Here is a 24,343-nt window from a genome sequence, read left to right as displayed (position 1 = left end):
AACTTACACGCTCCAGAGGATATCGATACCCCATACGAGGTAAACAAACAGAAAACCTGCACACACCAGCTGGAATACGATACGAACGCCAGCGTTCTTCAGGTAGTCAGTTGAAATGGTCCACATACCTACCCAGGCATGGGCACAAATCGAAATCAGAGCGGCCAGACTGAAGACTTTCATCCAGGTCTGGGCAAACAGGCCCTGCCACTGGGCAAACTGCAGATCTGACGAAGACGCCAGGAAGCCCACCAGAAACAGAGTGTAAAGGGCAAGAACAACCGCCGTCAGGCGCTGCACAACCCAGTCATAAAGGCCACTACGGCCCAGGTTTGTGACACTTGTTACCATACCCAAACTCCTGCCAGTACGATCACAACGACGCCCAGAACCAAGGTAATAATGGCACCGGTACGTCCGCTTTCTTTGGTTTCACCAATTCCCATGTCCATCAACAGGTGTTTGATACCTGCTACAAAGTGGTAACCGAGAGCAGACAAAATGCCCCAGGCGATGAACTTGACCAAGCCATTATCGAAGGCACCGACCAGGCTTTCGAAGCCTTGCTCAGATTCCAGTGAGGTCGCCAGTGCGGTCAGCATGAACGCAACAGCAAAAAACAGGATGAAACCAGAGATACGGTGAATGATGGATGCTTTAGCGGGAAGTGGGAGCTCAATAGTAGAAAGATCTAGGTTTGTAGGTCTATTGCTATTCACGGCTCTTTACACTCTCTTATGGGCTGGACAGCTGCCAGATAGCAACAGTACAGCGCGGGCTCAAGAAGACAGCCGACACCTTGTACAAGGTTTGCACAAGTTTTACGGCCGCGACAAATTATAGTCACGCCCTACCTCTTTTACAAACACTTCACACCCCCCTTCTACTACTATCGTATAAATAGAAGATACTAATTTGCCCCATAATTCCCCGTGCCACGTGGATATTATTGTTTCCTGTACGGAATATGCTCATCGACCAGTAATTGACAAAAATACTTCAGTACCTATAGTAAACGCCCTTAATTAGAGGTAACGCCTTAATTATTGGGCTTAATTTTGAACAGCAGGAGGCCTATCCATGGCTGACAAAAAAGCAATACTAACAGTCGACGGCATCGAGGAATCCCTGGAATTACCGGTTTATGAAGGTACGCTTGGACAGGATGTAATCGATGTTCGTAGCCTGACTGGAAAAGGCCTTTTTACGTACGACCCTGGCTTCGTTTCTACCGCAGCAACCGAATCCAAAATCACCTACATCGATGGCGCTGCTGGCATTCTGCTGCATCGCGGCTACCCGATTGAACAACTGGCTGAAAAGTCTGACTACCTGGAAACCTGCTACCTGCTGCTGCACGGCGAACTGCCAACTGCAGAGCAAAAACAGGAGTTCGTCAGCACCATCAAGAACCACACCATGGTTCATGAGCAACTGAGCCACTTCTTCAACGGTTTCCGTCGTGATGCTCACCCAATGGCGATCATGTGTGGCGTTGTTGGCGCATTGTCTGCGTTCTACCACGACTCACTGGACATCCATGACGAAAATCACCGTGTGATTTCCGCTCACCGCCTGATCGCGAAGATGCCTACCCTGGCAGCAATGGTTTACAAGTATTCCATTGGACAGCCGTTCATGTATCCACGCAACGACCTGAGCTACTCTGAAAACTTCCTTCACATGATGTTTAACACCCCATGTGAAGACAAGGAAATCAGTCCGGTTCTGGCCAAGGCAATGGACCGCATCTTCCTGTTGCACGCAGACCACGAACAGAACGCCTCTACATCTACAGTACGTCTGGCTGGCTCCACTGGCGCCAACCCATTCGCCTGTATCGCAGCCGGTATCGCCGCACTGTGGGGCCCTGCTCACGGCGGTGCTAACGAAGCCGTACTGCGCATGCTGGCTGAAATCGGTGACGAGTCCAACATCGACAAGTTTATCGCCAAAGCCAAGGACAAGGACGACCCATTCCGCCTGATGGGCTTCGGTCACCGCGTCTACAAGAACTTTGACCCTCGCGCCAAAGTGATGAAGCAGACCTGTGACGAAGTACTGGCAGAACTGGGCATGGAAGACGATCCAATGCTGAAGATCGCCATGAAACTGGAGAAAATCGCCACCGAAGACGAATACTTCGTCAAGCGTGGCCTGTATCCAAACGTCGACTTCTACTCTGGCATCATCCTGAAAGCCATCGGCATCCCGACTGAGCTGTTCACTGTGATCTTTGCCACCGGCCGTACGCCAGGCTGGATCGCCCACTGGAACGAGATGATCAGCGGCGACTACCGTATCGGTCGTCCTCGCCAGCTCTACACCGGTCACACCCAGCGCGATTACCCAGCCTGATATGACCAATAAAAAAAGCCGCATATGCGGCTTTTTTTATATCTGCGCAAAATATATCCAGTCGTAACGAAAAAACGAATAACCAAATCAAATATTTAATATACCCTCATACTTATTCCCAACATAAAGGTATTAAATATGGACATCGCATTTATTGGCCTCGGCACCATGGGATATCCAATGGCAGGTCATCTCGCAAAGAATGGCCACAATGTCACTGTGTATAATCGTTCACCAAATAAAGCTGAAAACTGGATAAATGAGTTCTATGGCAGTCGGGTAACAAGCCCGGCAGAAGCCAGCCTCAAGGCCGACATTTTGATGCTGTGCGTTGGCCGCGATGAGGATGTCGAGGAAATGATCTGCGGTGCTGAAGGCATCCTCCGCAATGCCCGCCCCGGCCAAATCATCATCGACCACACGACCACCTCATCCGCACTCGCCGAACGCATGTCAGATGCCTGCCAACAAGCCGGGGTTACCTTCGTTGACGCACCCGTCTCTGGCGGCCAACAAGGAGCGATCAATGGCCAGCTTAGTGTGATGGTTGGCTGCAGCGAAGAGGTCTATGCCAAAGTTGTTGAAGCAACCAACGCCTACACCAAAACCATCGCCCGCATCGGTAACGTTGGCAGCGGTCAGAAAGCCAAAATGGTTAATCAGATCTGCATCGCCGGATTGGTACAAGGACTTGCCGAAGGCCTGCATTTTGCCCAACAAAACGACCTCGACATTGAAACCCTGATTCCGGTTATTTCACAGGGAGCCGCCGGTAGCTGGCAAATGCAGAACCGCTACAAAACCATGATCAACAACCATTATGACCACGGTTTCGCGATCGACTGGATGCGCAAGGATCTCGGCATCTGTTTACAGCAGGCACGCAACGTCAACGCCAGCCTGCCAGTCACCGCCCTGGTCGACCAGTTCTATGCCGAACTGCAAGGCCGCGGTGAAGGCCGCAGCGACACTTCCGTCCTGCTCAAACGCCTGCAGCGCAAACAGGACTGATCTTGTCCGCATTTCTCCCCAACTTGCATAAAGTGGTCTAGGGTTAAAGGACCACTGCAGTGAGATGCACCAATGAACAGAGAAAGACACTCGATAGCAGGCAATGCCCAGCCCGATGACCAGACCATGGACTGGAGCCAGATTGGTGAAACCATGGCCATGCTGGCGTTGGCCGTCGCCCAGATTGAAACCACCATGAAAGATGGTTCCCAGTCAGTCGACAAGCTATCGACCACCTTTCTTGCGATGGCATCCAATACCTTGCGAATTCTCGAAATAACCCAACAGGATCACAGTAGCGACAGCATTGCTGACAGCGCTGCTCTCAAGGCTGAAATCCACCGTATTGCCAGCGGCGTCAGCGAAGAAATCCAACAGTCAATTATTGCCTTCCAGTTCTATGATCGCCTCAGTCAACGGCTTGACCACGTCAGCCATAGCCTTGAACAGGTTGGCCACCTGATGGCCGATAACAGCGCCCGCTACAAACACAGTGCCTGGAAACATCTGCAAAACCAGATCAAAAGCAACTACACCATGGAAGCCGAGCGCATCATGTTCGAACACATCATGGCTGGCCACACAGTTTCCCAGGCACTACAAATCTACCGCCATCATTTTAATGACAGTAGCAAAGAGGACTTTGGCACTACCGATGAGGTCGAATTATTCTGAAACGGCAACAATATCGAACACCTGTCCAACATGAAGGGAATCCATCTCCCGCACCAGTGCATTAACACCAAAAATCAGCTTGTTTTTATGCAGGCAAATGGACTTCAGTGCCGCTGTCACTGCTGGCTGACGCTGCTGGGTAACCATATCCCGGGTCGGGATGACACAACGCTCACACGGCTTCACCAAAACCAGTGACGACTCCCCAGCTACCAGCTGATGCCATTGCAACTCGGCAAATGCAGCACTACCGGATACCACCACATTAGGCCGAAAGCGGCGCACATCAATATCCAGACCGGCTTCTTCAGACAAGGCTTGCAAGGACGATTCAGAAACGACCAGCACTGGAAAACCGTCAGCAAACGAAACCAGCTCACCCGCTTCAGCATAGCGCTGATCGACCAGCCTCTGACTATCAGCCGTCAGATAAACCAGTCGACAAGGTCGCTGCAACAAGTCCGAAAGCCAGCTGGCTACTTCAGCGCCGCAATCTTGCGCCTGCACACTATCACCCCAGACATTGACCTCCAGCCACTCTCCACCACCGGCCGGAACCTGAATAACTCCGGCATCGGCAGCTGCCAGCGACAGCTCCCCCGCTTCATCCAGCTGCGGATAGATATGCGCCATCGCAGGCAGCTGACGCTGGGTAAGGAACTTGCCATCAGGGTCGACCACCATGTAGCGCCGATCATGCAGCGGGCCCTGCTGATCAAAGCGCAAAGAGGATACAGCCAAGCCCGCGCAGGATTTGACTGGATAGATAAACAATGAAGAAACGGTTACGAAAGCCATGGGGAAACACATGCAGAAAATTTCCCCGAGCATAAGCGCTATAACCAGGCCTGACCAGAATCAGGCCAAAAACTTCTCGCGCAGCAAACGCTGAATTTCAGTGGCCATCAAATGCGGGGCGAACTTTGACAGAAAGGCATCACAGCCGACCTTTTGCACCATGGCCTTGTTGAAATTACCAGACAGTGACGTGTGCAACACAACAGTCAGTTCCCGTAGCTCAGGATCGCGACGTATTTCAGTGGTCAGCATATAGCCATCCATCTCCGGCATTTCCGCGTCGGTAATCACCATCGTCAGCTCGTCGCGAATATCCATACCGGTTTCCTTCCAGTGCATCAGCAACTGATAGGCATCAAGACCATTACGAACCTCAACCACTTCCAGCCCCATTGGCTCCAGCACCTGACGCATTTGATCAAGTGCTACCCGTGAGTCGTCAACGATAAGGATTTTTTTACCGCGCACCCGATCCAGTACATCAACCTCATAAACATCATCTGACAGCTTGGTGTCGTATGGCGCGATTTCTGCCAACACCTTCTCGACGTCAATAATTTCGACAATACGGTTATCTATACGAGTAATCGCCGTCAGGTAATGATTACGACCAGCACCACCCGGCGGCGGCAGAATTTCGTTCCAATTCATGTTGACGATACGATCAACACCAGAGACCAGAAAGGCCTGCACCGTCATGTTGTATTCGGTCACTATGATGGTGGCGTCTTCTGGTTTGACGTTCAGTGGCCCCATCTGGATTGCCTGTCGCAAATCGACAACCGGCACGGTCTGGCCACGCAAATGCGTCACCCCCCGCACTACCGGATGACAATCAGGCAAAACTGTCAGGCGAGGCAACCGCATTACCTCCTGCACTTTGAAAACGTTGATCGCGAAGTACTGGCTGCCGCCCAAATGGAACAACAAAATCTCCAGCCGATTTTGGCCAACCAGTTTGGTTCGGGCATCAACACTGCTCAATACGCCGCTCATATAAGGCTCCGCTTGTCACTACTAAAAGCAAGTGTAGACAAGCACAGGAAAAACGCATGAATGCGCTACACTAATAGAGCTGCTTTTTGCCAGATGAGACTCCCGGATGACCAATTTTTCTGCGCCACTGCTGGCCCGCCAGCCCATTCTCAACAAAAATCAGGAGATCGTTGGCTACGAATTACTGAGTCGGCCGGTACCGGCAGCCACCGAAGCCTGGCAGGCCAGCCATGGCGACAGCGCTACCAGCGAGGTCATAACGGGCGCCTTTGGCGATCTTGGCATTGAAGAAGTCACCGGCGGCCTGCCCGCTTTTATCAATTTCACCCGCTTCTGGCTGGAAAATCCGCCGATGATTTGTGGCCAGCAGGTAGTCGCGGAAATTCTTGAACATCTGGAACTGACGACCGACCTGATCCCTCACCTGCAAAAGCTGAAGAAACTGCAATTCCGGGTGGCACTGGATGACTACACAGGCGCCGTAATCCCGCCCGAACTGCTCGATCACATCGACATCATCAAGGTTGATATTCTGGCGTTGGACAACCCCCAAAAAATGACCGATCTGATTCAACAATATCAGCGACCCGGACTGTCATGGCTAGCGGAAAAGGTAGAAACGCAGGAAGATTTTGAAGCCTGCCTGGCAGCTGGCTTTGAACTGTTTCAGGGCTATTTTTTTGCTCGCCCCCATACCCTCTATGGCAAGAAAATTTCTGACAACAAGTTAAGCGTACTGAAACTGCTGCGGGTACTGAACAACCCCGACTCCGAAGTCGATGACGTAACCCGAGTCATTCAGGCCGACCCTCAGTTGAGTTTCCGTTTATTACAAATCGTCAACTCGGCGTCGATGGGCTGTCCGACAGAAGTCACTTCGATCAATCGTGCCATTATGATCATTGGTTTTGATCGCCTGCGCTCCTGGAGCAACCTGCTGGCTCTGGGCCAGCTCAATGACAAGCCCAGAGCATTGCAGGAACAAGCCGTTGCTCGTGCCTGCCTCGCGCGCCAACTGGCCGCGCACTGGAAAAATACCGACAAGGAAACTGCTTTCACCATCGGCCTGCTGTCACTATTGGATGCGTTTGTCGATTTACCCATGCCGCTGCTGTGCCAGAAACTCAAGCTGCCGGATGCATTTACCAAAGCGCTCACAGAACGCAGTGGCGAACTGGGTGCACTTCTGAAGGTCATTCTGAAACTGGAACAAGCCGATTGGTCAACCCTGAACTGGGCCGCACTGGAACAGCGCGGACTCAGTAGTCAGGACGTGTCGCTGGCCTATCTGGAAGCTCTGACGGATGCCAGAGATCTGATTCAGGCACTGTCGTGACAGGCCGCAATCAAGGCCTGCAACTGGTTAACCACCCGCGGTGGTGAAATCTCCCGATAACAGGGCGGCTCAACCGAACCATCGCCTGGGTTAAGGCATTTACGCGACAAGCACGGCGCACAGGCATAACGACTGGCCAATACCTCCATCGCCGGACCCAGCGCACCTGTCAGCTCGGCATTGGTCGAGCCGTAAATCGCCACCGCAGGCACTTCAAGCGCCGCTGCAACATGAGAAAGACCGGTATCCACCCCGACAATGGCTTCAGCATAAGCCAGCCATGCGGTCAGCTCGTTGAGACCCATTCGAGGCAAGACCTGCACGCCTTGCAGTCCATCAGCAATGCGTTCGGCGCGGGCTTTTTCTTCATCATTGCCCCACGGCAACATCACCTTGCGGCCAACCGCCAACGCCAACCCTGACAACTCACGCCAATAGTTTTCCGGCCACAATTTGGTATCCCAGGTGGTTCCATGCAAGAACAGCCAATAGGCACCATCAGCTGCAGGTGCCTGCCAGCGTTCACGACTGACACCATAACTGAACGGCAAATCCTGCCAGTCGTACCCCAGAGCCTTGCCAAACAACTCACGCAAACGATGAATCGCATGACCACCACGAGCAACCGCAATTTTCTGGCCATACACCCGCGAGGCCAACGGCTCCCGAGCACTGTCACGATCCAGACCAATACTCTTGCCGCCAGCCAGCCAGGTTATGGCAGCACTTTTGATCAACCCCTGGGCATCAAGCACCAGATCGTAGTTCTCTGCGCGCAAGCGCTGGCGAAAGGCTTTCATTTGCTGACGATTTTCGGCTTTCAACAAGCCTTTACGCCAACGTCGCCAAGCCACCGGGATAACGCTTTTCACGGCCGGATGCCAACCAGGAATATCGGCAAACGCTTCTTCAACCACCCAATCGACTTCCAGATCCGGAATTTTGCGGCGCGCATCTTCCAGCGCTGGCAGCGTGTGGAAGACATCGCCAAGGGATGAGGTTTTGATCAGCAAGAGTTTCACGATTACGATTCCCAATTGAACTGCGCGGAAAGTACCGGTTGCGCCAGCAGGATGCAATGGCCGCTATCACAGGGTTGTTTGCTTGACATCCACAGGCATGAGCGCAAGTATCCCGCGCCTGCCAGCAAGCGCAGGTTTTCATTCGCTTACCAAGGTTCGCCCCATGCTCAAATCCTGGAAATTCTGGGCAAGCATTTTCATTCTTATTGCTTTTATTGTATTGGTCGAAAAAGCCTACGGCTGGACCGCAGTATTGCAAAGCTGGCAATCAATTCCATTGCCTTCTCTATTGATCGCCATTGGCCTGATGCTGGCCAGTTATTTTTTACGCGCCGCCCGTTTTTACGATTTCTTCCATCAATATTGTCGTGGCCATTGGTGGCAGCTGACGCGCATTACTGTCGTCCATAACTTCCTTAACAACCTGCTGCCGATGCGAACCGGCGAAGCCAGCTTTCCGTTGTTAATGAAGACTCACTTCCAGTGCCCGGTGCGACATTCCGCCCCGGCTCTCCTGTGGCTGCGCCTGTTGGACCTTTACGCCCTGCTGGTCTTGTCTTTATGGACCCTTGGCGGCCTGCTCGAACAACTCAGCGGTATCTCAGCTGAGCTGATGTGGTGGCTGGAAGGCGGTTTGCTGCTGTTGCCGATGATTGTTCTGCCTCTGCAAAACGCCATTCGCCAATGGCTGTTACAACACCCGTCAAGCAAAGCCAATCAGTTGGCCGAATTACTACAGGCATTGCCGACCTCACCCTGGCCATTTGCCCGCGCACTTGGCTGGACCCTGATCAACTGGGCATTGAAGGTTGCGGTTTATTCCTGGCTGCTGGTGCAATTTAGCCAGATTCCGCTCAATCAGGCATGGGTCGGTGCCAGCACTGGCGAACTCAGCAGTGTGTTACCGATTCACGGCGTTGCCGGTGCTGGCACCTATGAAGCCGGTGTGGTTGCCGGACTGGCCGCCTGGGGCATCCGACCTGAACTTGCGTTGGCTGGCGCGGTCAACCTGCATCTGTTTGTACTTGGCTGCACCCTGCTGCTGACGACCCTGCTGGCGTTATTGATTCGTCCTGCAGCAACGCAGCCGCCAGCCGCAGCCGTTTAATCCAGACAGTCATACAGCCCGGCCGGGCTTTGAGTTTAATAGCGCGGGGCTTTTGGGTATTATCCGCGCACTTTTCACGAATGTTCAGAGTGGTACCCCTGTGACAGAGAACACCAAGCCGTCCTTGTCTATCGTCATCCCGATGTACAACGAAATCGACAACGTCGGCCCGATGATTGCCCGCGTTCATGAGGCACTCAGCCAATACAACGGTCAATGGGAACTGCTGATCGTCGATGACGGCAGCACCGACGGCACACCACAGGCACTGCAACAGGAAAGCGAAAAGTACGGCAGCCATGTACGGGTGGTGGAGCTGCGTCGCAACTTTGGTCAGACCGCTGCCATGCAGGCCGGTATCGACGAAGCCCGTGGTGAACTGATCGCCACCCTCGACGGCGACCTGCAGAACGACCCGAAAGATATTCCGCGCATGGTAGACCACTTGCTGGAGCGCGATCTCGACCTGCTCACCGGCTGGCGCAAAAACCGCAAGGACGATCTGGTGATGCGCAAGATTCCATCCCGTATCGCCAACCGCCTGATCGGCAAGATCACCGGCGTGCGTATCAACGACTACGGCTGCTCGCTGAAAGTCTATCGCGCTTCCGTAATCAAGCAGGTGCGCCTGTATGGCGAAATGCATCGTTTTATTCCTGCCTGGGTGGCGGCAGTTGTACCACCGAGCCGTATAGGCGAAATCGTGGTTTCTCACCATGCTCGTACCGCAGGCACGTCCAAATACGGCATTTCCCGTACCTTCCGGGTAATCCTGGATCTGCTGTCCGTTTATTTCTTCATGCGCTACCGCTCACGTCCAGGCCATTTCTTCGGCATGATAGGTCTGTCGATGGGCTCCGTTGGCGCCCTGTTGCTGACTTATCTGGCGTTCGTCAAGTTTGTGATCGGTGATGATATTGGTGGTCGGCCGATGTTCCTGATCGCCGTTTTGTGTGTGATTGCCGCCTTGCAATTTCTCACCACCGGCGTCATGTCAGAGCTGATTTCCCGTACCTACTTTGAATCCTCCCAGCGCCAGATGCAGTACGTTATCTATCGCCGTGAAGATGCCAGCACTGACGAGCCCGGCTGGTCACAAGGCAGGGCACCGCTGGCAGAAAGCAGCTCGGTTATCCAAGATTCCACGTCGGAGAGCTGATCCGGCATGAAACGATTGCTACCTGCAGCCATGCCCTTTTGGCTGCTTCCCCTGATTGTGGTGCTGTTCGCGCTCAATCTGGGAGGCTATCTGTTGTTCGATCACGACGAAGGGGCTTTTTCGGAAGCCACTCGCGGCATGTTTGAACGCGGCGATTTTATTACCACCTGGCTGAATGACCGGGTGCGGTTCGACAAACCCATCCTGATTTACTGGCTGCAAGGCGTTTCAATGACGCTGTTCGGCACCGAGGTTTGGGCCTTCCGGATTCCATCCATGCTGGCTGGTATTGGCTGGGCGCTGGCCGTGTTCAGTTTCTCCCGCCGTTATCTCAGTCGTGACACAGGCGTGGCGGCGGCGATGATCTGCAGCTCAGCCCTCGGCATCAATATGATTGCGCACGTCGCCACTGCCGATGCGCTGCTGAACGTGATTCTGGCCTGCACCCTGCTGCTGATGTATCACCACAGCCACATCACTCTGGACGATCCAGCAGCGGGCAAACCCGTGCTGTATCTGATTTACATTCTGATGGCGCTGGGGGTTCTGACCAAAGGGCCGGTCGCGGTAGCAATTCCCGGCGCGGTGGCCGTCATCTACTACCTCTGGAGCGGCCAGCGTGCCGGTTTGATCAAGGCGCTGTTTTTTATTCCTGGCTGGATTCTGTTCTTGCTGATCGCCGCGCCCTGGTACATTGCCGAATACATGGCGCAGGGCCAGGCGTTTATTGATGGCTTTTTGCTGAAACACAACGTCAATCGCTTCAACAATGCAATGGAAGGCCATGACGGCGGTTTGCTGTTCTACCCCTTGGTACTGCCATTTGTGCTGGCACCATTCGGGCCGCTGCTGCTGCGCATTCTGCCCAGCATCCGCAGTGTCAAGACCGACCCCCTCAACCGATTCCTGTGGATCTGGTTCCTGTTTGTGCTGATTCTGTTCAGCAGCGCCAGCACCAAGCTGCCGCACTACATCCTGTATGGCTGCACGCCGCTGGTATTGCTGATGGCGCGCTACCGCTTTCAACTCAAGCGCCGCTGGCTGGTCGCTTTATTACCCGCGCTGGTTTTCATCATCTTTGCGGTGTTCCCGCTGCTGATTCCAACCATCAAGGCCGGACTCACCAATCCAATTGAAATTGCCACGGCCGATCGCGCAGCCCAGTTTGTGAATACCCGCTTTGCTGTCAGCGCCGCTGTTCTCGGCCTTCTGGCTGTAGCAGCTATTTTGTGGAAACGCCTGGCCATCTGGCAGGGGTTGTTTGTCGCTGGCGTACTGCAGGCGGTTTTTGTGTGGTTTGTGTTTGCCCCGGCATTCAGTGATGCCCAACAGCAACCGGTCTATGACGCTGCCATGTATGCCAGACAGCATCAGTTGGATATCGTCACCCAATCTATCGACATGCCGAGCTTCAACGTTTATTTCAACAAGGTAACACCGCGCCGTTCCCTGCTGCCGGGTGAAAACGGCTTTGGCCGCGTTGACCGCATAGACAACATCGAGCAATACCAGCTGTTGTTCCAGTCAGGTCCGATTGTGCTGATCCACCGTCCTTTGCAAGACAAGTCACCAGACCAGCCAGTTGCGCCGGTTACGGTTACGGAGCAGGCCCATGACTGATCTCTCACGTATTCGCTTGGGCGGCCAGCAGGTCCCCATGCTGGTTGCCGCCTTGTTATTACTGCTGGCGGCGCTGGTTGTCGAACTGAGCGACACCAATGCCGCGCTGTTCCTGCTGATCAACCACTACACAATGATGCTGCCAGATGCCTTGTGGGCCAATCTGACTTTTGCTGCCGACACCTTGTTTGCAGTCTGCATGCTGTTACTGGCGGCCAGTTATCGCCCTCAGCTGCTGGCACCTTCACTGGTGTTACTGGTATTGGGAACCTTGTATGTCCATGGCGGTAAGGCCCTGTTTGATGCCGCGCGCCCGGCGGCGGTATTGGTGCCGGACAGTTTCCATATCATTGGCCCGACACTGACCCGCCACAGCTTTCCCTCCGGGCATTCCTTTACCGCCCTGAGCTGCTGGACGCTGATCATTCTGGCGGTTTCACCACGCTGGCTGATGCCGCTGCTGGTAATCGGTCTGCTCAGTGCTGTCAGCCGCATCGCGGTGGGTGCCCATTGGCCGCTCGATGTGCTGGTCGGTTCTGCTGGCGGCATCCTGATAGCCTGGCTGTCGGCCTGGTTATGTCAGCGTTATAGCTGGCTGAACCATCCCGGACTGGTGTTATTCTGTGCCTTTTTGTTAACGCTGGCGGCAATCTACACGCCGTTTTACGAAGACAGATACCCTTTCACAGACCCACTGGCACTTGCTATTGCCATTATTTCCCTGACCGCAGCGGTGTTCGGCTTCTGGATTCCGGTGTTCAAACGGCTGAAACAGCTGAAAAACCGCGTTTGAATACAAAATCGGTTCCAAAATCCTCGATCCGCCTCACAAATCCTGCAACCGTGGCCTGAGTTACGTCAGGCCATTTCGACCTTGATTGACGATTCTCAGTTAAGAATATTTTTCTTTATCCATTTTTGCCGTCTGCTATATAGTGGAGCGCAATTTTAGGGGGTTTGGGCCAATTCAAGGCTCCATTACTTCTCTTTGAAACATTAATTCAATGCGCTGGTCGTATGATTCACCGTTGAATTCCAATTTAAAAAACAGTTCAGAGATCTAGTTATGCGTCGAGTGGTGGTTACAGGTATAGGGATTGTTGGTTGCCTGGGAAACAATAAGGAAGAAGTACTTGCCTCATTGCGTGAACAGCGCTCCGGTATTCAATTCATTCCTGAGTATGCTGAAATCGGCATGCGTAGCCATGTGGCTGGTCGTCCAAACATCGACCTGGAAGAACATATCGACCGCAAACTGAAGCGCTTCATGGGCGCCTCTGCTGGTTACGCTTACCTGTCCATGAAAGAAGCCATTGCTGACTCCGGCCTGACCGAAGACATGGTCAGCAACCCACGTACCGGTATCATCACCGGTTCCGGTGGTGCTTCTACCAGCGACATCGTTGAATCTGTTGACATCCTGCGCGAGAAAGGCGTCAAGCGCGTTGGCCCATACCGTGTAACCCGTACCATGGGCTCCACCACCTCAGCCAACCTGGCAACGCCGTTCAGTATCAAGGGCGTTAACTACTCAATGACTTCCGCCTGTGCTTCCTCTGCGCACTGTATCGGCCACGGTGCCGAACTGATCCAGTGGGGCAAGCAGGACATCGTATTCGCTGGTGGTGGTGAAGAAGAGCACTGGGCACTGTCCATGCAGTTCGATGCCATGGGCGCACTGTCCACCAAGTACAACGACAACCCGGCGACGGCTTCCCGCGCATACGATGCCAACCGTGACGGTTTCGTCATCGCTGGCGGTGGTGCAATGGTGGTACTGGAAGAATACGAACACGCGGTTGCTCGTGGTGCCAAAATCTACGGCGAACTGATCGGTTACGCAGCAACCTCCGACGGTGCCGACATGGTTGCACCATCCGGTGAAGGCGCGGTGCGTTGCATGCAGATGGCACTGGCCGAAGCTGGCAACCCGGAAATCGACTACCTGAACACCCACGGCACCTCGACTCCAGCCGGTGACATCACCGAGCTGAAAGCCGTTGGCCTGGCCTTTGGTGACAAGGTACCACCAATCAGCTCTACCAAATCACTGTCCGGTCACTCTCTGGGTGCCGCTGGCGTGCAGGAAGCCATCTACTGTCTGCTGATGATGCAAAACGGCTTCATCACTGGCAGCGCCAACATCAGTGAACTGGATGAAGGCGCCAATGGTTACCCGATCGTGCGTGAAAACCGCGATGCTGAACTGAAGACTGTGATGTCCAACAGCTTCGGTTTTGGTGGCACCAACGCCACCCTGATTTTCAAGGCCGTCTGATGACAGCCTGAGTGGCGTGTAAACGTCACTCACTTTTCCGGCCTGCACCAGCAATCAGCCACAAGCCGATTGCCGTTGCGGGCCATGCTGGTTTGGCTTTGTGGCCGCCAGCCTTGTCCGATCATCGGCAAATTACGGAATTGATCAAACATGTCTGAACAAACCTCCAAACAAGTAGACCAACTATTTCAGATCGCCGAACAACTGTCGGCGGACTTCTCGCTGTTCCCTGAGTACGAAGACAACGCTGTTGACCAGACTGTAAAAGGTCTGATTGCGCCTGACACCTGTGACACCGAATTGGCGCGTCTGAGCACTCTGAACATCGATGAGTACATCGAACAAGTGGTTGCTCCAAGTGAAAGCAACCAGCGCCCTGGCGCCAAGTCGATCGTTAAGCACCTGATCCTGCGCACCATCACTGAAGTGGATGATGGTCCCCTGTATGCCTGTGAAGCCGATATGGACTTCAATGGCAAGGTTCGCCGTGTTGCCTTTGTGTGCCAGAACCGCGAAACCGCCAACGGCGTGTGGGGCCCGCAGCACCACAACCGCGCAGCACAGCTGGTACGCTCCTACTCCCGTCGCTCGATGCCAATCGTTACCTTCATCGACACCCCGGGAGCGGACGCAGGCGAACTTGCCAACGCTGGCAACCAGGCCCACAGCATTTCCCACCTGATCACCGAAATGGCCAACAACGACGTGCCAAGCCTGGGTATCATCTGGGGAGCTGGTTATTCAGGCGGCGCCATTCCACTGGCCACCACCAACATCCTGTTGACCCTGCGTGACGGTATTTTCAACACCATCCAGCCGCAAGGTCTGGCCAGTATCGCCCGCAAGTACAACCTGTCCTGGCAGGAATGTGCCAAGTATGTGGGTGTTTCCGGTTACGAACTGCGTCAAGCCGGCATTATTGATGGCATCATCGATTACTCGCCAAACGATCCGGATGAAAAGCGCTTCAACCTGCATCAGGCAGTCGTCAGCGGCATTCAGTCGATCGAAGCTTCAGCAGCCGAGTTTGCCAAGAACAATCCGTACATGATGGAGCACTACAAGACCTCTGTAGAACGCTTCCTCAACCCGTCCGAGCAGCTGCAGAACCTGCAGAAAGATGCCAATTTCTTCCTCGCGGAAAACCCGACTGAACACGTTAACCTGTTCGGTCTGACCTACCGCTACACCCGCTACCTGACCCTGCGTCGTCGCATTCACTCCAGCACCGTTGAAAACTACGGCCGCCTGGCAGAGAAAGAGATTCCTGAAGGTCAGCTGCAGCAACGCCAGAAAGCCGAATCCAAGCGCAAGTTCCAGAACTGGCTGCAAGCGCCAGAGAAAATCGTTTACGACGACAACCTGCACAAGAGCTGGAAAACGTTCTGGAGCAAGTACGAAGAACGCGATGAGAGCCGCGGCACCATCAAGCGTCTGTTCCTGGGAGAACCAAAGAACAACTATCTGAAAGCCAAGCAGGATCTGTGTTTCAACCTGGGTCTGTACCTGTTCAACCGCTGGAAGTCTGATGCACCGGTTAACTTCACCGGTCTGTTGAACTACCTGGAAGATTACAAACAGAGCCGTTTCCTGCTGCGCGCCAGCGATGTACTGGATACCCGTGCGGTCGCCCAGTTTATTGAGAACAACGCGCACCCGCTGGCCGCCTACATCCGCGAAGAACTGCCTCACGACGTTCATCAGGAACTGACCCAGGGCATGGAGAAGGAGAAGTCCAAGGGCGCACTGAAGCAGACCATCGCTTCCGCTCTGAACATCATCCTGAAAGGCGAACTGGTACCAGACAACATCCGCAGCGAACTGAAGCTGTCGAGCCGCACCGAAGCACTGGCCAACAGTGCCGACAGTGTCACCATCGAAGCCAACCGTCGCATTCTGGAAGAATCTCTGGCTCCGTACATCCAGTTCCGCCAGGAAAACATCCAGAACCCACAACATCCGGACATCACCATTCTGGACGCCATCCTGCATGACGAACTGCGCCTGGAATTCACCCAGGTCTGTCAGAACATGCTGGTGTTCGGCAAGATGTACGACAACTTCATCAGCAACCTGGTGAACGTTGCCAAGGAAGCTAACGAAGCCCGTGCACTGTCGCTGGAGTCGCTCAAGGCGCTGCTGGACAAGTCACTGGCTGAAGCAACTGCCGGCGACAGCTACACCGACCAGGAGAAGGAATCCTTCACCTACTGGCTGAGCTATTTCTCCAAGAGCAGCCAGCGCGGTAACTTCCTGAAGTCTGTTGAAGAATGGAAAAAGCTGGCGTTCCCACGCCTGTCCGACACCCTCTTCGTCGTTATCACCTTCATCCTCGAGAAGCTGGTACCTGAGTACTATGCTGCCGATCAGGAAGGCAAGACCTACAACGGTCGTATCAACCCGGTTGCCATTGGTCGTCGCAAGGACTTCTGGAACCGTCTGACCATGGCCTACCACGACTTGCTGATCCAGCAGGTTCTGGACGACACCAAGCGTCAGAAGAAGACTTCCGCCAATGCCATCATTGAGCGCTTCTTCAGTGATTTCCAGGAAACCAACGCCAACCTGATGTCGGCTGACCCGGTTCAGTTCCCTGGCTTCCGCAGCTCCATCGAAGGTGCGCTGAAGAAAGACATCAAGCCATGTGGTGTGATCACCGGTATCGGTACCATCAAGATTGGTGAGCGTGAGCAGCAGGTCGGTGCACTGGTATCCAACCTCGACTTCCAGGCCGGCGCCTTCGATATGGCCTCTGCCGAGAAGTTCTGCAAGCTGATGGTGGAATGTGCCAAGCTGAAGCTGCCTGTCGTGTGCTTCGTATCTTCCGGTGGTATGCAAACCAAGGAAGGTGCTGCGGCACTGTTCTCCATGGCTGTTACCAACGACCGTATCACCCGTTTTGTGCGTGACAACGAACTGCCTCTGGTCGTGTTTGGTTTCGGTGACTGTACCGGTGGTGCCCAAGCGTCTTTCGTGACTCACCCGCTGGCACAGACCTACTACTTCTCTGGCACCAACATGCCGTTTGCTGGCCAGATCGTAGTACCAAGCTATCTGCCAAGCACCAGCACCCTGTCCAACTATCTGTCGGTTTCTCCGAAGTCCATGGACGGCCTGGTTGCCCACCCGTTCTTCGACGACATGGACGACCGTCTGCGTGCAATCGACCCGGATATCCCGACTGCCCGTCACAGTGTTGAAGACGTATTGGATCGTGTACTGCAAGGCTTCGTGGCAGCAGAACGTCTGATCCCGGATACCGGCAAGGGCGCAACCGCTTCCAAGGTATTTGGCCCGGTCGACAAGGTACTGATCCACGCCCGTGGCTGTACTGCCGTAAAACTGATCCGCAAGGCGCAGGAAAACGACATCAAGGTAGTACTGGTGCAGTCCGACCCGGACATGCAATCCGTACCTGTTGATATGCTTGGCCCTGAAGACCGTGTGGTTTGTATCGGTGGTAACACGCCGGACGAATCCTACCTGAACGCCAAGTCAGTCCTGCGCGTTGCTCATCACGAGAACGTCAAGGCACTGCACCCTGGTATCGGCTTCCTGTCCGAGAGCAGCGCGTTCGCGGCTCTGTGTGGCAACCACGATATCAACTTTATTGGCCCTGCGGTTTCTTCAATGGAAACCATGGGTAACAAGTCCAACGCGATTAACACCGCCATGCGCGTGAACGTACCGGTTGTACCGGGTTCTCACGGCATTCTGACCAGCTCGGCTAACGCCGCAGCGGTAGCGGAAGAAATCGGTTACCCGGTATTGCTGAAAGCGGTACACGGTGGTGGCGGTAAAGGCATTCAGGTGGTTCACGCTGCCGACAAGATGCACACCCTGTTCCACCAGATCTCTACCGAAGCCAAGGCTGCCTTTGGTAACGGCGACGTTTACCTGGAGAAGTTTGTTACTTCACTGCGCCACATCGAGGTTCAGGTGCTGCGCGACAAGCACGGCAATACCAAGATCCTTGGTCTGCGTGACTGTTCCGTACAGCGTAACAACCAGAAACTGTTCGAAGAATCTGGTTCCACCATGCTGCCACGCGAACTGGAGCAACTGGCTTACGACTACGCTGCCAAGCTGGCTGACGCGGTTTCCTACGTAGGTGCAGGTACTGTTGAATTTATTTTCGACCTCGCTGCCGACACCATCTACTTCATGGAAATGAACACCCGTCTGCAAGTGGAACACCCGGTAACCGAGTGGGTATCTGGCATCGACATCGTGTCTACCCAGTTCAAGATCGCCGAAGGTGAATCCATTGCTGATCTGGCACCGAAGCAGAACGGCTACGCCATCGAAGTCCGTATCAACGCCGAGAAGCCGGTGATCAAGGGTGATGAGCTGCAGTTCGTTCCGACTCCGGGCAAGATCCGCGAGTGTGTGCTGCCGCAGGAAGACTACATCGACCTGATTTCCATGGCGGCACCAGGCAAGGAAGTTTCACCGTTCTACGACAGCATGATCGTACAGATCATCTGTTACGGCACGGATCGTAACGACACCATCGCCAAGCTGCGTGAATACCTGGATCGCGTTGTGATCACTGGCGTGTGCACCAACATCCCGACTGCCAAGCGCATTCTGGATGACGAAGTGTTCATCAACGGTGTTTACGATACCGGCTACCTGCCGAAATTCCTCGACCGTATCGATCTCAACGAACTGATCAAGGACGTTGAAATTGCGGCGGACCTGGCGTCCAACGCGGTAGATGCATCAGCCCTGAAGATCGAAGGTTCCGACGAACTGAAAGTTCTGTCACCAACCACCAGCATCTTCTACGGCTCATCTTCTCCTAGCGAACCGGCGTTCGTGAAGGAGGGCGATGTGATCGACGTTGAGCAGACCCTGTGTCTGATGGAAGCGATGAAGATGTTCACACCGCTGAGCCTGAAGCAGTTCAACCGCGCTGGTAACGAACTGTACCCGGCCGGCCAGAAGTTCAAGGTAACCCGTATCATGAACTCTGACGGCCAACAGGTTAACCAGGGTGACCTGCTGTTCGTGGTAAAGCCGCTCTAACGAGCACTTTATAAAACAGCTAAAGAAAAGCCGGAGCAGCATCCACTGCTCCGGCTTTTTTATTTTCTGTCGGCGTGAATTTCTGTCAACTTGAAACATCAATTGGCTATCCAGCCGTCAGACAAACGCCAGCCCGGCGTCAATCATCTCCAGCAAACTTCAGGGTTCCAGCCAATCTGCATGGGTTGGTAACGAATCATCCAGCCCTCCAGCCAACAACCAGCGCCACTGATAGCATTTGCCTGTTTATTTATTTGCGGAGATGACTCATGGCATCTGCTTTAACACCACCCAAGCATCCCCTGGCAGTCTGGGCCATGTTATTGGCACTGGTATCTGCACCACTGCTGCTGGTCAGTTGTGGCAGCGGAGATAATTGTGTAACCACCTGCAGCACGGATTCCGATGACGACAGCGATGACGACGACGATGACAGCGACGATTCGGATTCAGATGACGACGAAGAAACTGAAACAGGCGTTAGCTATTACCCTCTGGCGATCTATGAAACCGCCAATGATAACTACAACGCACTCGATGAAAGCGCCTTTATCCGCGACACCAGCTACCCCTATATTTTCAACCACATGATCATCCCAGTGGACTCACAGACACTGGAATCCATTACCACAGCCACCCTTGATGACTATCTGGTGACAGTTGATGACAGCGAAATTGATGCCGAGGAAAGCTTCCCGATATTGCAGCAGGTACTGGGCTACAGCATCAACCTCAACACTGCATTGGTCATCGACACCAGCTCCAGTATGGATGATGTTGATCAAAGTGCCTTGCTGGCAGAAGTCGAAAGTTTTATCAGCACCGCCCAGGGCAGCACTAATACCACCATCGCCAATCAGCAATTCAGTATCTGGGCATTTGCCGATGCAACGCACATCACCTGCCTGACCTCGGACTTTACTTCCGACACAGATACTCTGGATACCGCACTGGAAACCCTCGCCAGCAACTGGGCCAATAACGCCTATGGCCGCAGCTCTGCCGTTTATCAAGCCATCGTCGCAGCGATTGGGACCTATGCTGGTGACGGCTCCTATAGTGACAGTACAGGCTACGACTACTCATCAGATGACTGTCCAGACCTCTATGACGAAACCGAACTGGACAGTATGACTCTCAGCAACATCGTCTTGATTTCCAGTGGCAGCAACACCGTCGGCGGCTTTGATATTGATGCTGTCGACACCGCCCTTGGCTGGCAATCACAACTGATTTACGACACCGACTCCGACGACTACGCCAGTGACTACCAGGGCAAGCCGCTGCTCTATGTCGAGCTTGAAGGGGATGGCGACAGTTCGCTGGAGGATTATGCTGAAACCATTTTAACGCCAACCTATAGCAGCAGTAGCTACAGCTTTGCCAGCGACCTGTTGTCTGCCCAGGCCAGCGCTCTGGAAAGCCGTACCCACGGCGCTGACAACATCTGGGCCTACCGTTACGCATTCCTGCCAAGGGATGGCGAACACAGCAACACCTTTGAGTCCCAGACGTCCTACTACGACTTCGACCTCAGTGGTACCACAGACCTGACCGACGGCAGTGCTGCCGCTATCGGAACCCCCGAGGAAGAGCTGGAAACCCTGGTCGAAATTACCGGGGCCAACGACGAATATCTCGCCAATGGCATCGCCAGCCTGAGTGAGATTACCACCCTCTATCCAGCCACCCGCTGGACCAACACCAGCTATGATACGGATTCCTACAGCTGGACCGTGGAGGGCGTCAGCCGCAGCGCCAACAGCGATGGCTCAATTGACATCAGCAGCGCCGACGTTGGCTTGACCGTGATGCTCAGCAACAACTCGCTGGGTCAGAACATCACTTTGACCGTTACGGAATAAACTCGCCCTCCAGAAACCACACCTCAGAAACAATAAAGCCAGAGCAATGCCCTGGCTTTATTGTTTCTGACCTACAGCAGGCTTCGTCAGAAGCCCATTTCAACCTTGGCAGCCTTGCCTTTGGCAGCAGCACACAAACTGATACGACTGGTCAGGTTACGACCCTTCTCGTCCTTTTGTCCCACAAACCAGGCTTTAACATTATTGGCCCGGGCATCCGCCAGTTGCGGCCAGGCATCGCCCTGTTGAGTGACTTCATCCGGGCTTACAAACGGACAAACCTGCAATTCCAGATCCGTCTTGCTGGTCATGGTTTTGGCCACTTTCTTGAGGTAATCCTGCTGCTCAGCAGTCAGCTCAGCAACCCCCGGCTCGTACTGCAATGGGTCCAGTCGAATCGCAAACAACTGGTCGCCAGCCAGCGAGGCCAGACTGATCAGCGTACCGTAAGGCTGAAACGCCTGTTGCAGGTAGTACAGCGTCGCACTGCGCACCGCCGTTTTGGTCACCTGCCTGAGCACATCGTTGATGCCAATATCGGGGTCATCAATCGGCCCTTTGATTGGCACATCAATCTTCATATTGTTGTTATCGTCTTTCAGTACTGACAATGCCGTTTCAACCGGCATCGAAATCTGTTTGCTAACGCGAGCAATGGTGTCTTCGTTCTCTGGTTCAAACTCGCTGTTCTGCAAACGAATGCGGGCGTTGCCATTCATTTGCCCCTGCGTGACCGTGACATCAGATTTCACTTCCAGCATGCCCTTTTTGACTTTATAACCGATGGCGTTCACCACGTAAGGGCTGAATGGCAACAGATTCATCGAATCAATATTGAGTTTATATTGGCCTTCCGGCAGGCCATTCCAGAGTCCCATTTGAGCTTCAAAACGAATTTCGTTGTATTGGTCCAGGCCCGCCAGAGCCGTTACCGGCACACGTGTCTTACTGTCGTTTAACAGCTCATCGGAATTAATACGTCCAACCGTTAACTGGCGCAGGCTCAGCACACTTTTGTGGTCTGGCTTGACGGCATAATCGGTCCAGTAAATCTTGCTACTAGCCTCGGAACTGGCCAACTCAACACCATCAACCTGCACCACAACATCCGGTTTGGCGTTGACCTTTTGAATCACCGGGCCATCCCCTGCAACATCTTCAGTTGCACCACCATTCGCCCTGGCGCCAGCGGTCGACTGCACCGGCAACCCGGCAATACGCCCATCCTGCAAACGGGTCACTCTGGCAACCAGCCCAGAGAAGCTCTGCACCCCGGTAGAGAAGGTTCGGCCATCGAAATAGATCTTCGGAATCCGGTATTGCCGCAGGCTCAACAGCGATCCTTGCTGGCGAATCGCCGCCGATTCCGACGCTGGCATGGCAACATCCAGACCATCCAGAACCAGCTCGGCAACGGTTTGTACCGACCGGTCGGCGGAAATTCCAGCCAGGCTCAGCTGTTCGAATGACAACTCCGGCTGCCCCTCCAGCTTGACCTTGAGGTTCTGCAAATTGACGTCACCCGTCAGCTGTGGCTGGCGACGCCAGTCAAGCAACTGTCCTTGCCAGCTGAAATTCAGCGGCTGCAACAAGTCCAGCGTTTGCGGCTTGCTGACGCTCAGCTTGTCGACTTGCAGGGAACCATCCAGATCAATAGGAGCATTCAGCGCGCTATCAATAACGCCCGTGCGCATTTGCGGTGAAGACAACACCAGTTCGATACCGTCGCAGCCAAACGCCAGCGAGAAATCATCCAGCTCAACACCGGCAATACGGGCATCCTGAATCAGCCGTTCAGCCGAATCCTGGTTGGCACCTGCTGATACCGTGCCACTTCCTGCTGCCGCATCACTGGATGCTTCAGAATCTTCTGGTTGATCTGCCGTATCACTACTGGCGACGGCTGCATCAGCAGCGGACGCCTGCGGAATCAGCTGTAGCGGCAAACCGGGCAAACGACCATCCTGCAACTGGGCGTTAACCGCCAGGCCAGATAACAACTGCTTGCCGGCCTTGAGTTCAACACCATCAAACGCCAGCTCATTGAGCTGGAGCTGTTGCAAAGCCAGCCAGTTCTGCACAGAGCCATCACGATCAGCGCCGACCTGCAAATCCTGCAACAGTAACGATCGCAGCGACTGGGCGCTGCTATTGGCTTGCAGCTGTTGCAGATTCATACTGCCAAAACCAGCGCGAATGCCCGCCAGAGCATCCAGCTGCAACGAGCCCAGCTGCAGATCACCACTAACACCTGGCAGTTTTTGCCAATCGGTCACATCCCCTTGCCAGCGAATCTCGAACGGTTGTTGCAGGTTCAGAGTCAATGGCCGCGGCTCAGTGAGCTGATCAAGCAGAGCTGCACTGGCCTGGGCATCCATCAGTTCACTGGCATCGACCACCAGCTCGTCTACCGACAGATCCAGCACCAGCGGGATATTGTCATTGTCAGTAGAGTCAAAATCAGCCAGCGACAGACGCTGCAAACTGGTGCGCGTAGCAACACCCGGCTGCTGCCAGCCGAGTTTAAAATCGGCCAACTCCAGTTTATCCACCGCGATGCGCCAGCTTTCGGGTGACTTATCTGTTGCTGAAGCAGCGGGGGCAGCATCTGTCTCTGCGCCCAGCGGCAAGCTCAGACCAGCAACCTCTAACTGCTCGCCATTCAGACTGGCTTTCGCACTCAGACCGACCAGCGCCAGCGACTCCACTTCGAGATCCCGATCCTTGATCTTGCCAGTGTTGATATCCAGCGCCAGTGAGTCGAGGGAGGTTTTACCATCCCCCTTGTCCGGGTGGATCAGCTCCAGGCCCGCCAGTGAGAAGGTGCCCTGCCACAACGACAACTGCCAGTCCGCCAGTTTTAGCTGATAGCCATCCCCCTGTTCGGCATACCATTTTTGCAGCCAGCTGATCGCCAGTGGCGGCCCCAGATAGCGAATCACCGGCACCAGCACAATCACCAGTAACAGCAACACCAACAAGGAACGGCCGATCCAGAAACCAATACCACGGCCTTGACCGGTGACTGGTGGCCTGGAGGGTCGTTGAGGGGTTCTGCCAGCAGGGTTAGCCGAATCAGCAGACAT

At 54.2% G+C, this 24,343-nt stretch carries 17 protein-coding genes; 11 read left to right on the top strand and 6 right to left on the bottom strand.

The genetic code is table 11. The features are described from left to right. Nucleotides 1-3: 3 nt before the first annotated feature. Both sdhD and sdhC read right to left on the bottom strand, forming a co-directional pair. Nucleotides 4-351, bottom strand: coding sequence for a succinate dehydrogenase, hydrophobic membrane anchor protein (gene sdhD, locus K6123_RS04975; RefSeq protein WP_221794769.1), 348 nt, complete (start codon nt 349-351; stop codon nt 4-6). After that, on the bottom strand, nt 345-719 hold the full coding sequence (gene sdhC / locus K6123_RS04970; protein WP_221794767.1) for a succinate dehydrogenase, cytochrome b556 subunit: 375 nt from the start codon (nt 717-719) through the stop codon (nt 345-347). The genes sdhD and sdhC overlap by 7 nt, the downstream gene beginning before the upstream one ends. A 361-nt stretch (nt 720-1,080) precedes the next feature. Between sdhC and gltA the strand changes: the two genes are divergently transcribed. The 3 genes from gltA to K6123_RS04955 all read left to right on the top strand — a co-directional run bounded on the left by gltA (nt 1,081) and on the right by K6123_RS04955 (nt 4,044). Beyond that, nucleotides 1,081-2,358, top strand: a complete 1,278-nt coding sequence (gene gltA, locus K6123_RS04965) for a citrate synthase (RefSeq protein ID WP_221794765.1) — start codon at nt 1,081-1,083, stop codon at nt 2,356-2,358. Nucleotides 2,359-2,496: 138 nt separating this feature from the next. Beyond that, the gene (locus K6123_RS04960) at nt 2,497-3,369 is read left to right on the top strand and encodes an NAD(P)-dependent oxidoreductase (protein WP_221794763.1); all 873 of its coding nucleotides are present in this window, start codon (nt 2,497-2,499) and stop codon (nt 3,367-3,369) included. A 72-nt stretch (nt 3,370-3,441) separates the two neighbouring features. After that, the gene (locus tag K6123_RS04955; protein ID WP_221794761.1) at nt 3,442-4,044 is read left to right on the top strand and encodes a hypothetical protein; all 603 of its coding nucleotides are present in this window, start codon (nt 3,442-3,444) and stop codon (nt 4,042-4,044) included. Here the strand turns inward: K6123_RS04955 and K6123_RS04950 are convergent. Next, nucleotides 4,036-4,842, bottom strand: coding sequence for an MOSC domain-containing protein (locus K6123_RS04950; RefSeq protein ID WP_221794759.1), 807 nt, complete (start codon nt 4,840-4,842; stop codon nt 4,036-4,038). The two genes, K6123_RS04955 and K6123_RS04950, sit on opposite strands and share 9 nt — an antisense overlap. Before the next feature lie 60 nt (nt 4,843-4,902). Further along, nucleotides 4,903-5,838: a chemotaxis protein CheV gene (locus K6123_RS04945; protein ID WP_221794756.1), complete on the bottom strand. Its 936-nt coding sequence runs from the start codon at nt 5,836-5,838 to the stop codon at nt 4,903-4,905. Nucleotides 5,839-5,944: 106 nt separating this feature from the next. Between K6123_RS04945 and K6123_RS04940 the strand changes: the two genes are divergently transcribed. Further along, a complete protein-coding gene (locus K6123_RS04940; RefSeq protein WP_221794754.1) occupies nt 5,945-7,174 on the top strand; it encodes an EAL and HDOD domain-containing protein in 1,230 nt (409 codons plus the stop codon). Here the strand turns inward: K6123_RS04940 and waaC are convergent. Then, nucleotides 7,159-8,196, bottom strand: coding sequence for a lipopolysaccharide heptosyltransferase I (waaC, locus tag K6123_RS04935; RefSeq protein WP_221794752.1), 1,038 nt, complete (start codon nt 8,194-8,196; stop codon nt 7,159-7,161). The two genes, K6123_RS04940 and waaC, sit on opposite strands and share 16 nt — an antisense overlap. 163 nt (nt 8,197-8,359) lie before the next feature. Between waaC and K6123_RS04930 the strand changes: the two genes are divergently transcribed. The 7 genes from K6123_RS04930 (at nt 8,360) to K6123_RS04900 (ending at nt 21,257) form a co-directional block, all read left to right on the top strand. Continuing rightward, nucleotides 8,360-9,304 (top strand): lysylphosphatidylglycerol synthase transmembrane domain-containing protein, encoded by a 945-nt coding sequence (locus tag K6123_RS04930; protein WP_221794750.1) that lies wholly within the window; start codon nt 8,360-8,362, stop codon nt 9,302-9,304. Nucleotides 9,305-9,404: 100 nt separating this feature from the next. Then, a complete protein-coding gene (locus K6123_RS04925; protein ID WP_343223962.1) occupies nt 9,405-10,463 on the top strand; it encodes a glycosyltransferase family 2 protein in 1,059 nt (352 codons plus the stop codon). 6 nt (nt 10,464-10,469) lie between these two features. Continuing rightward, on the top strand, nt 10,470-12,083 hold the full coding sequence (locus K6123_RS04920) for an ArnT family glycosyltransferase (RefSeq protein ID WP_221794748.1): 1,614 nt from the start codon (nt 10,470-10,472) through the stop codon (nt 12,081-12,083). Further along, nucleotides 12,076-12,876, top strand: a complete 801-nt coding sequence (locus K6123_RS04915) for a phosphatase PAP2 family protein (protein ID WP_221794747.1) — start codon at nt 12,076-12,078, stop codon at nt 12,874-12,876. The genes K6123_RS04920 and K6123_RS04915 overlap by 8 nt, the downstream gene beginning before the upstream one ends. Before the next feature lie 273 nt (nt 12,877-13,149). Continuing rightward, nucleotides 13,150-14,361 carry a beta-ketoacyl-ACP synthase I gene (gene fabB, locus K6123_RS04910; RefSeq protein ID WP_221794745.1) on the top strand — a complete coding sequence of 404 codons (1,212 nt, stop codon included), beginning with the start codon at nt 13,150-13,152 and terminating at the stop codon, nt 14,359-14,361. Between the two features lie 150 nt (nt 14,362-14,511). Then, nucleotides 14,512-19,392 (top strand): ATP-binding protein, encoded by a 4,881-nt coding sequence (locus K6123_RS04905; RefSeq protein WP_221794743.1) that lies wholly within the window; start codon nt 14,512-14,514, stop codon nt 19,390-19,392. Between the two features lie 269 nt (nt 19,393-19,661). Next, entirely contained in the window at nt 19,662-21,257 is a 1,596-nt protein-coding gene (locus K6123_RS04900) for a VWA domain-containing protein (RefSeq protein WP_221794741.1), read from the top strand. A gap of 86 nt (nt 21,258-21,343) precedes the next feature. Here K6123_RS04900 and K6123_RS04895 read toward each other — a convergent pair whose 3' ends face one another. Beyond that, nucleotides 21,344-24,343 (bottom strand): DUF748 domain-containing protein, encoded by a 3,000-nt coding sequence (locus K6123_RS04895; protein ID WP_221794739.1) that lies wholly within the window; start codon nt 24,341-24,343, stop codon nt 21,344-21,346.

The sequence above is a fragment of the Oceanobacter mangrovi genome, from assembly GCF_019740315.1.
In the GTDB taxonomy this organism is placed as follows: Bacteria; Pseudomonadota; Gammaproteobacteria; order Pseudomonadales; family Oceanobacteraceae; genus Oceanobacter; species Oceanobacter mangrovi.
The sequence above is the reverse complement of the archived record's forward strand: the minus strand, read 5'-3'. Positions and strand labels throughout refer to the sequence as shown.

What these genes read in the sequence shown, in the direction of transcription:
- sdhD (WP_221794769.1), bottom strand. Translation starts at nt 351, where the DNA reads ATGGTAACAAGTGTCACAAACCTGGGCCGTAGTGGCCTTTATGACTGG.
- gltA (WP_221794765.1), top strand. Translation starts at nt 1,081, where the DNA reads ATGGCTGACAAAAAAGCAATACTAACAGTCGACGGCATCGAGGAATCC.
- K6123_RS04960 (WP_221794763.1), top strand. Translation starts at nt 2,497, where the DNA reads ATGGACATCGCATTTATTGGCCTCGGCACCATGGGATATCCAATGGCA.
- K6123_RS04955 (WP_221794761.1), top strand. Translation starts at nt 3,442, where the DNA reads ATGAACAGAGAAAGACACTCGATAGCAGGCAATGCCCAGCCCGATGAC.
- K6123_RS04950 (WP_221794759.1), bottom strand. Translation starts at nt 4,842, where the DNA reads ATGGCTTTCGTAACCGTTTCTTCATTGTTTATCTATCCAGTCAAATCC.
- K6123_RS04945 (WP_221794756.1), bottom strand. Translation starts at nt 5,838, where the DNA reads ATGAGCGGCGTATTGAGCAGTGTTGATGCCCGAACCAAACTGGTTGGC.
- K6123_RS04940 (WP_221794754.1), top strand. Translation starts at nt 5,945, where the DNA reads ATGACCAATTTTTCTGCGCCACTGCTGGCCCGCCAGCCCATTCTCAAC.
- K6123_RS04930 (WP_221794750.1), top strand. Translation starts at nt 8,360, where the DNA reads ATGCTCAAATCCTGGAAATTCTGGGCAAGCATTTTCATTCTTATTGCT.
- K6123_RS04920 (WP_221794748.1), top strand. Translation starts at nt 10,470, where the DNA reads ATGAAACGATTGCTACCTGCAGCCATGCCCTTTTGGCTGCTTCCCCTG.
- K6123_RS04915 (WP_221794747.1), top strand. Translation starts at nt 12,076, where the DNA reads ATGACTGATCTCTCACGTATTCGCTTGGGCGGCCAGCAGGTCCCCATG.
- fabB (WP_221794745.1), top strand. Translation starts at nt 13,150, where the DNA reads ATGCGTCGAGTGGTGGTTACAGGTATAGGGATTGTTGGTTGCCTGGGA.
- K6123_RS04905 (WP_221794743.1), top strand. Translation starts at nt 14,512, where the DNA reads ATGTCTGAACAAACCTCCAAACAAGTAGACCAACTATTTCAGATCGCC.
- K6123_RS04900 (WP_221794741.1), top strand. Translation starts at nt 19,662, where the DNA reads ATGGCATCTGCTTTAACACCACCCAAGCATCCCCTGGCAGTCTGGGCC.
- K6123_RS04895 (WP_221794739.1), bottom strand. Translation starts at nt 24,343, where the DNA reads ATGTCTGCTGATTCGGCTAACCCTGCTGGCAGAACCCCTCAACGACCC.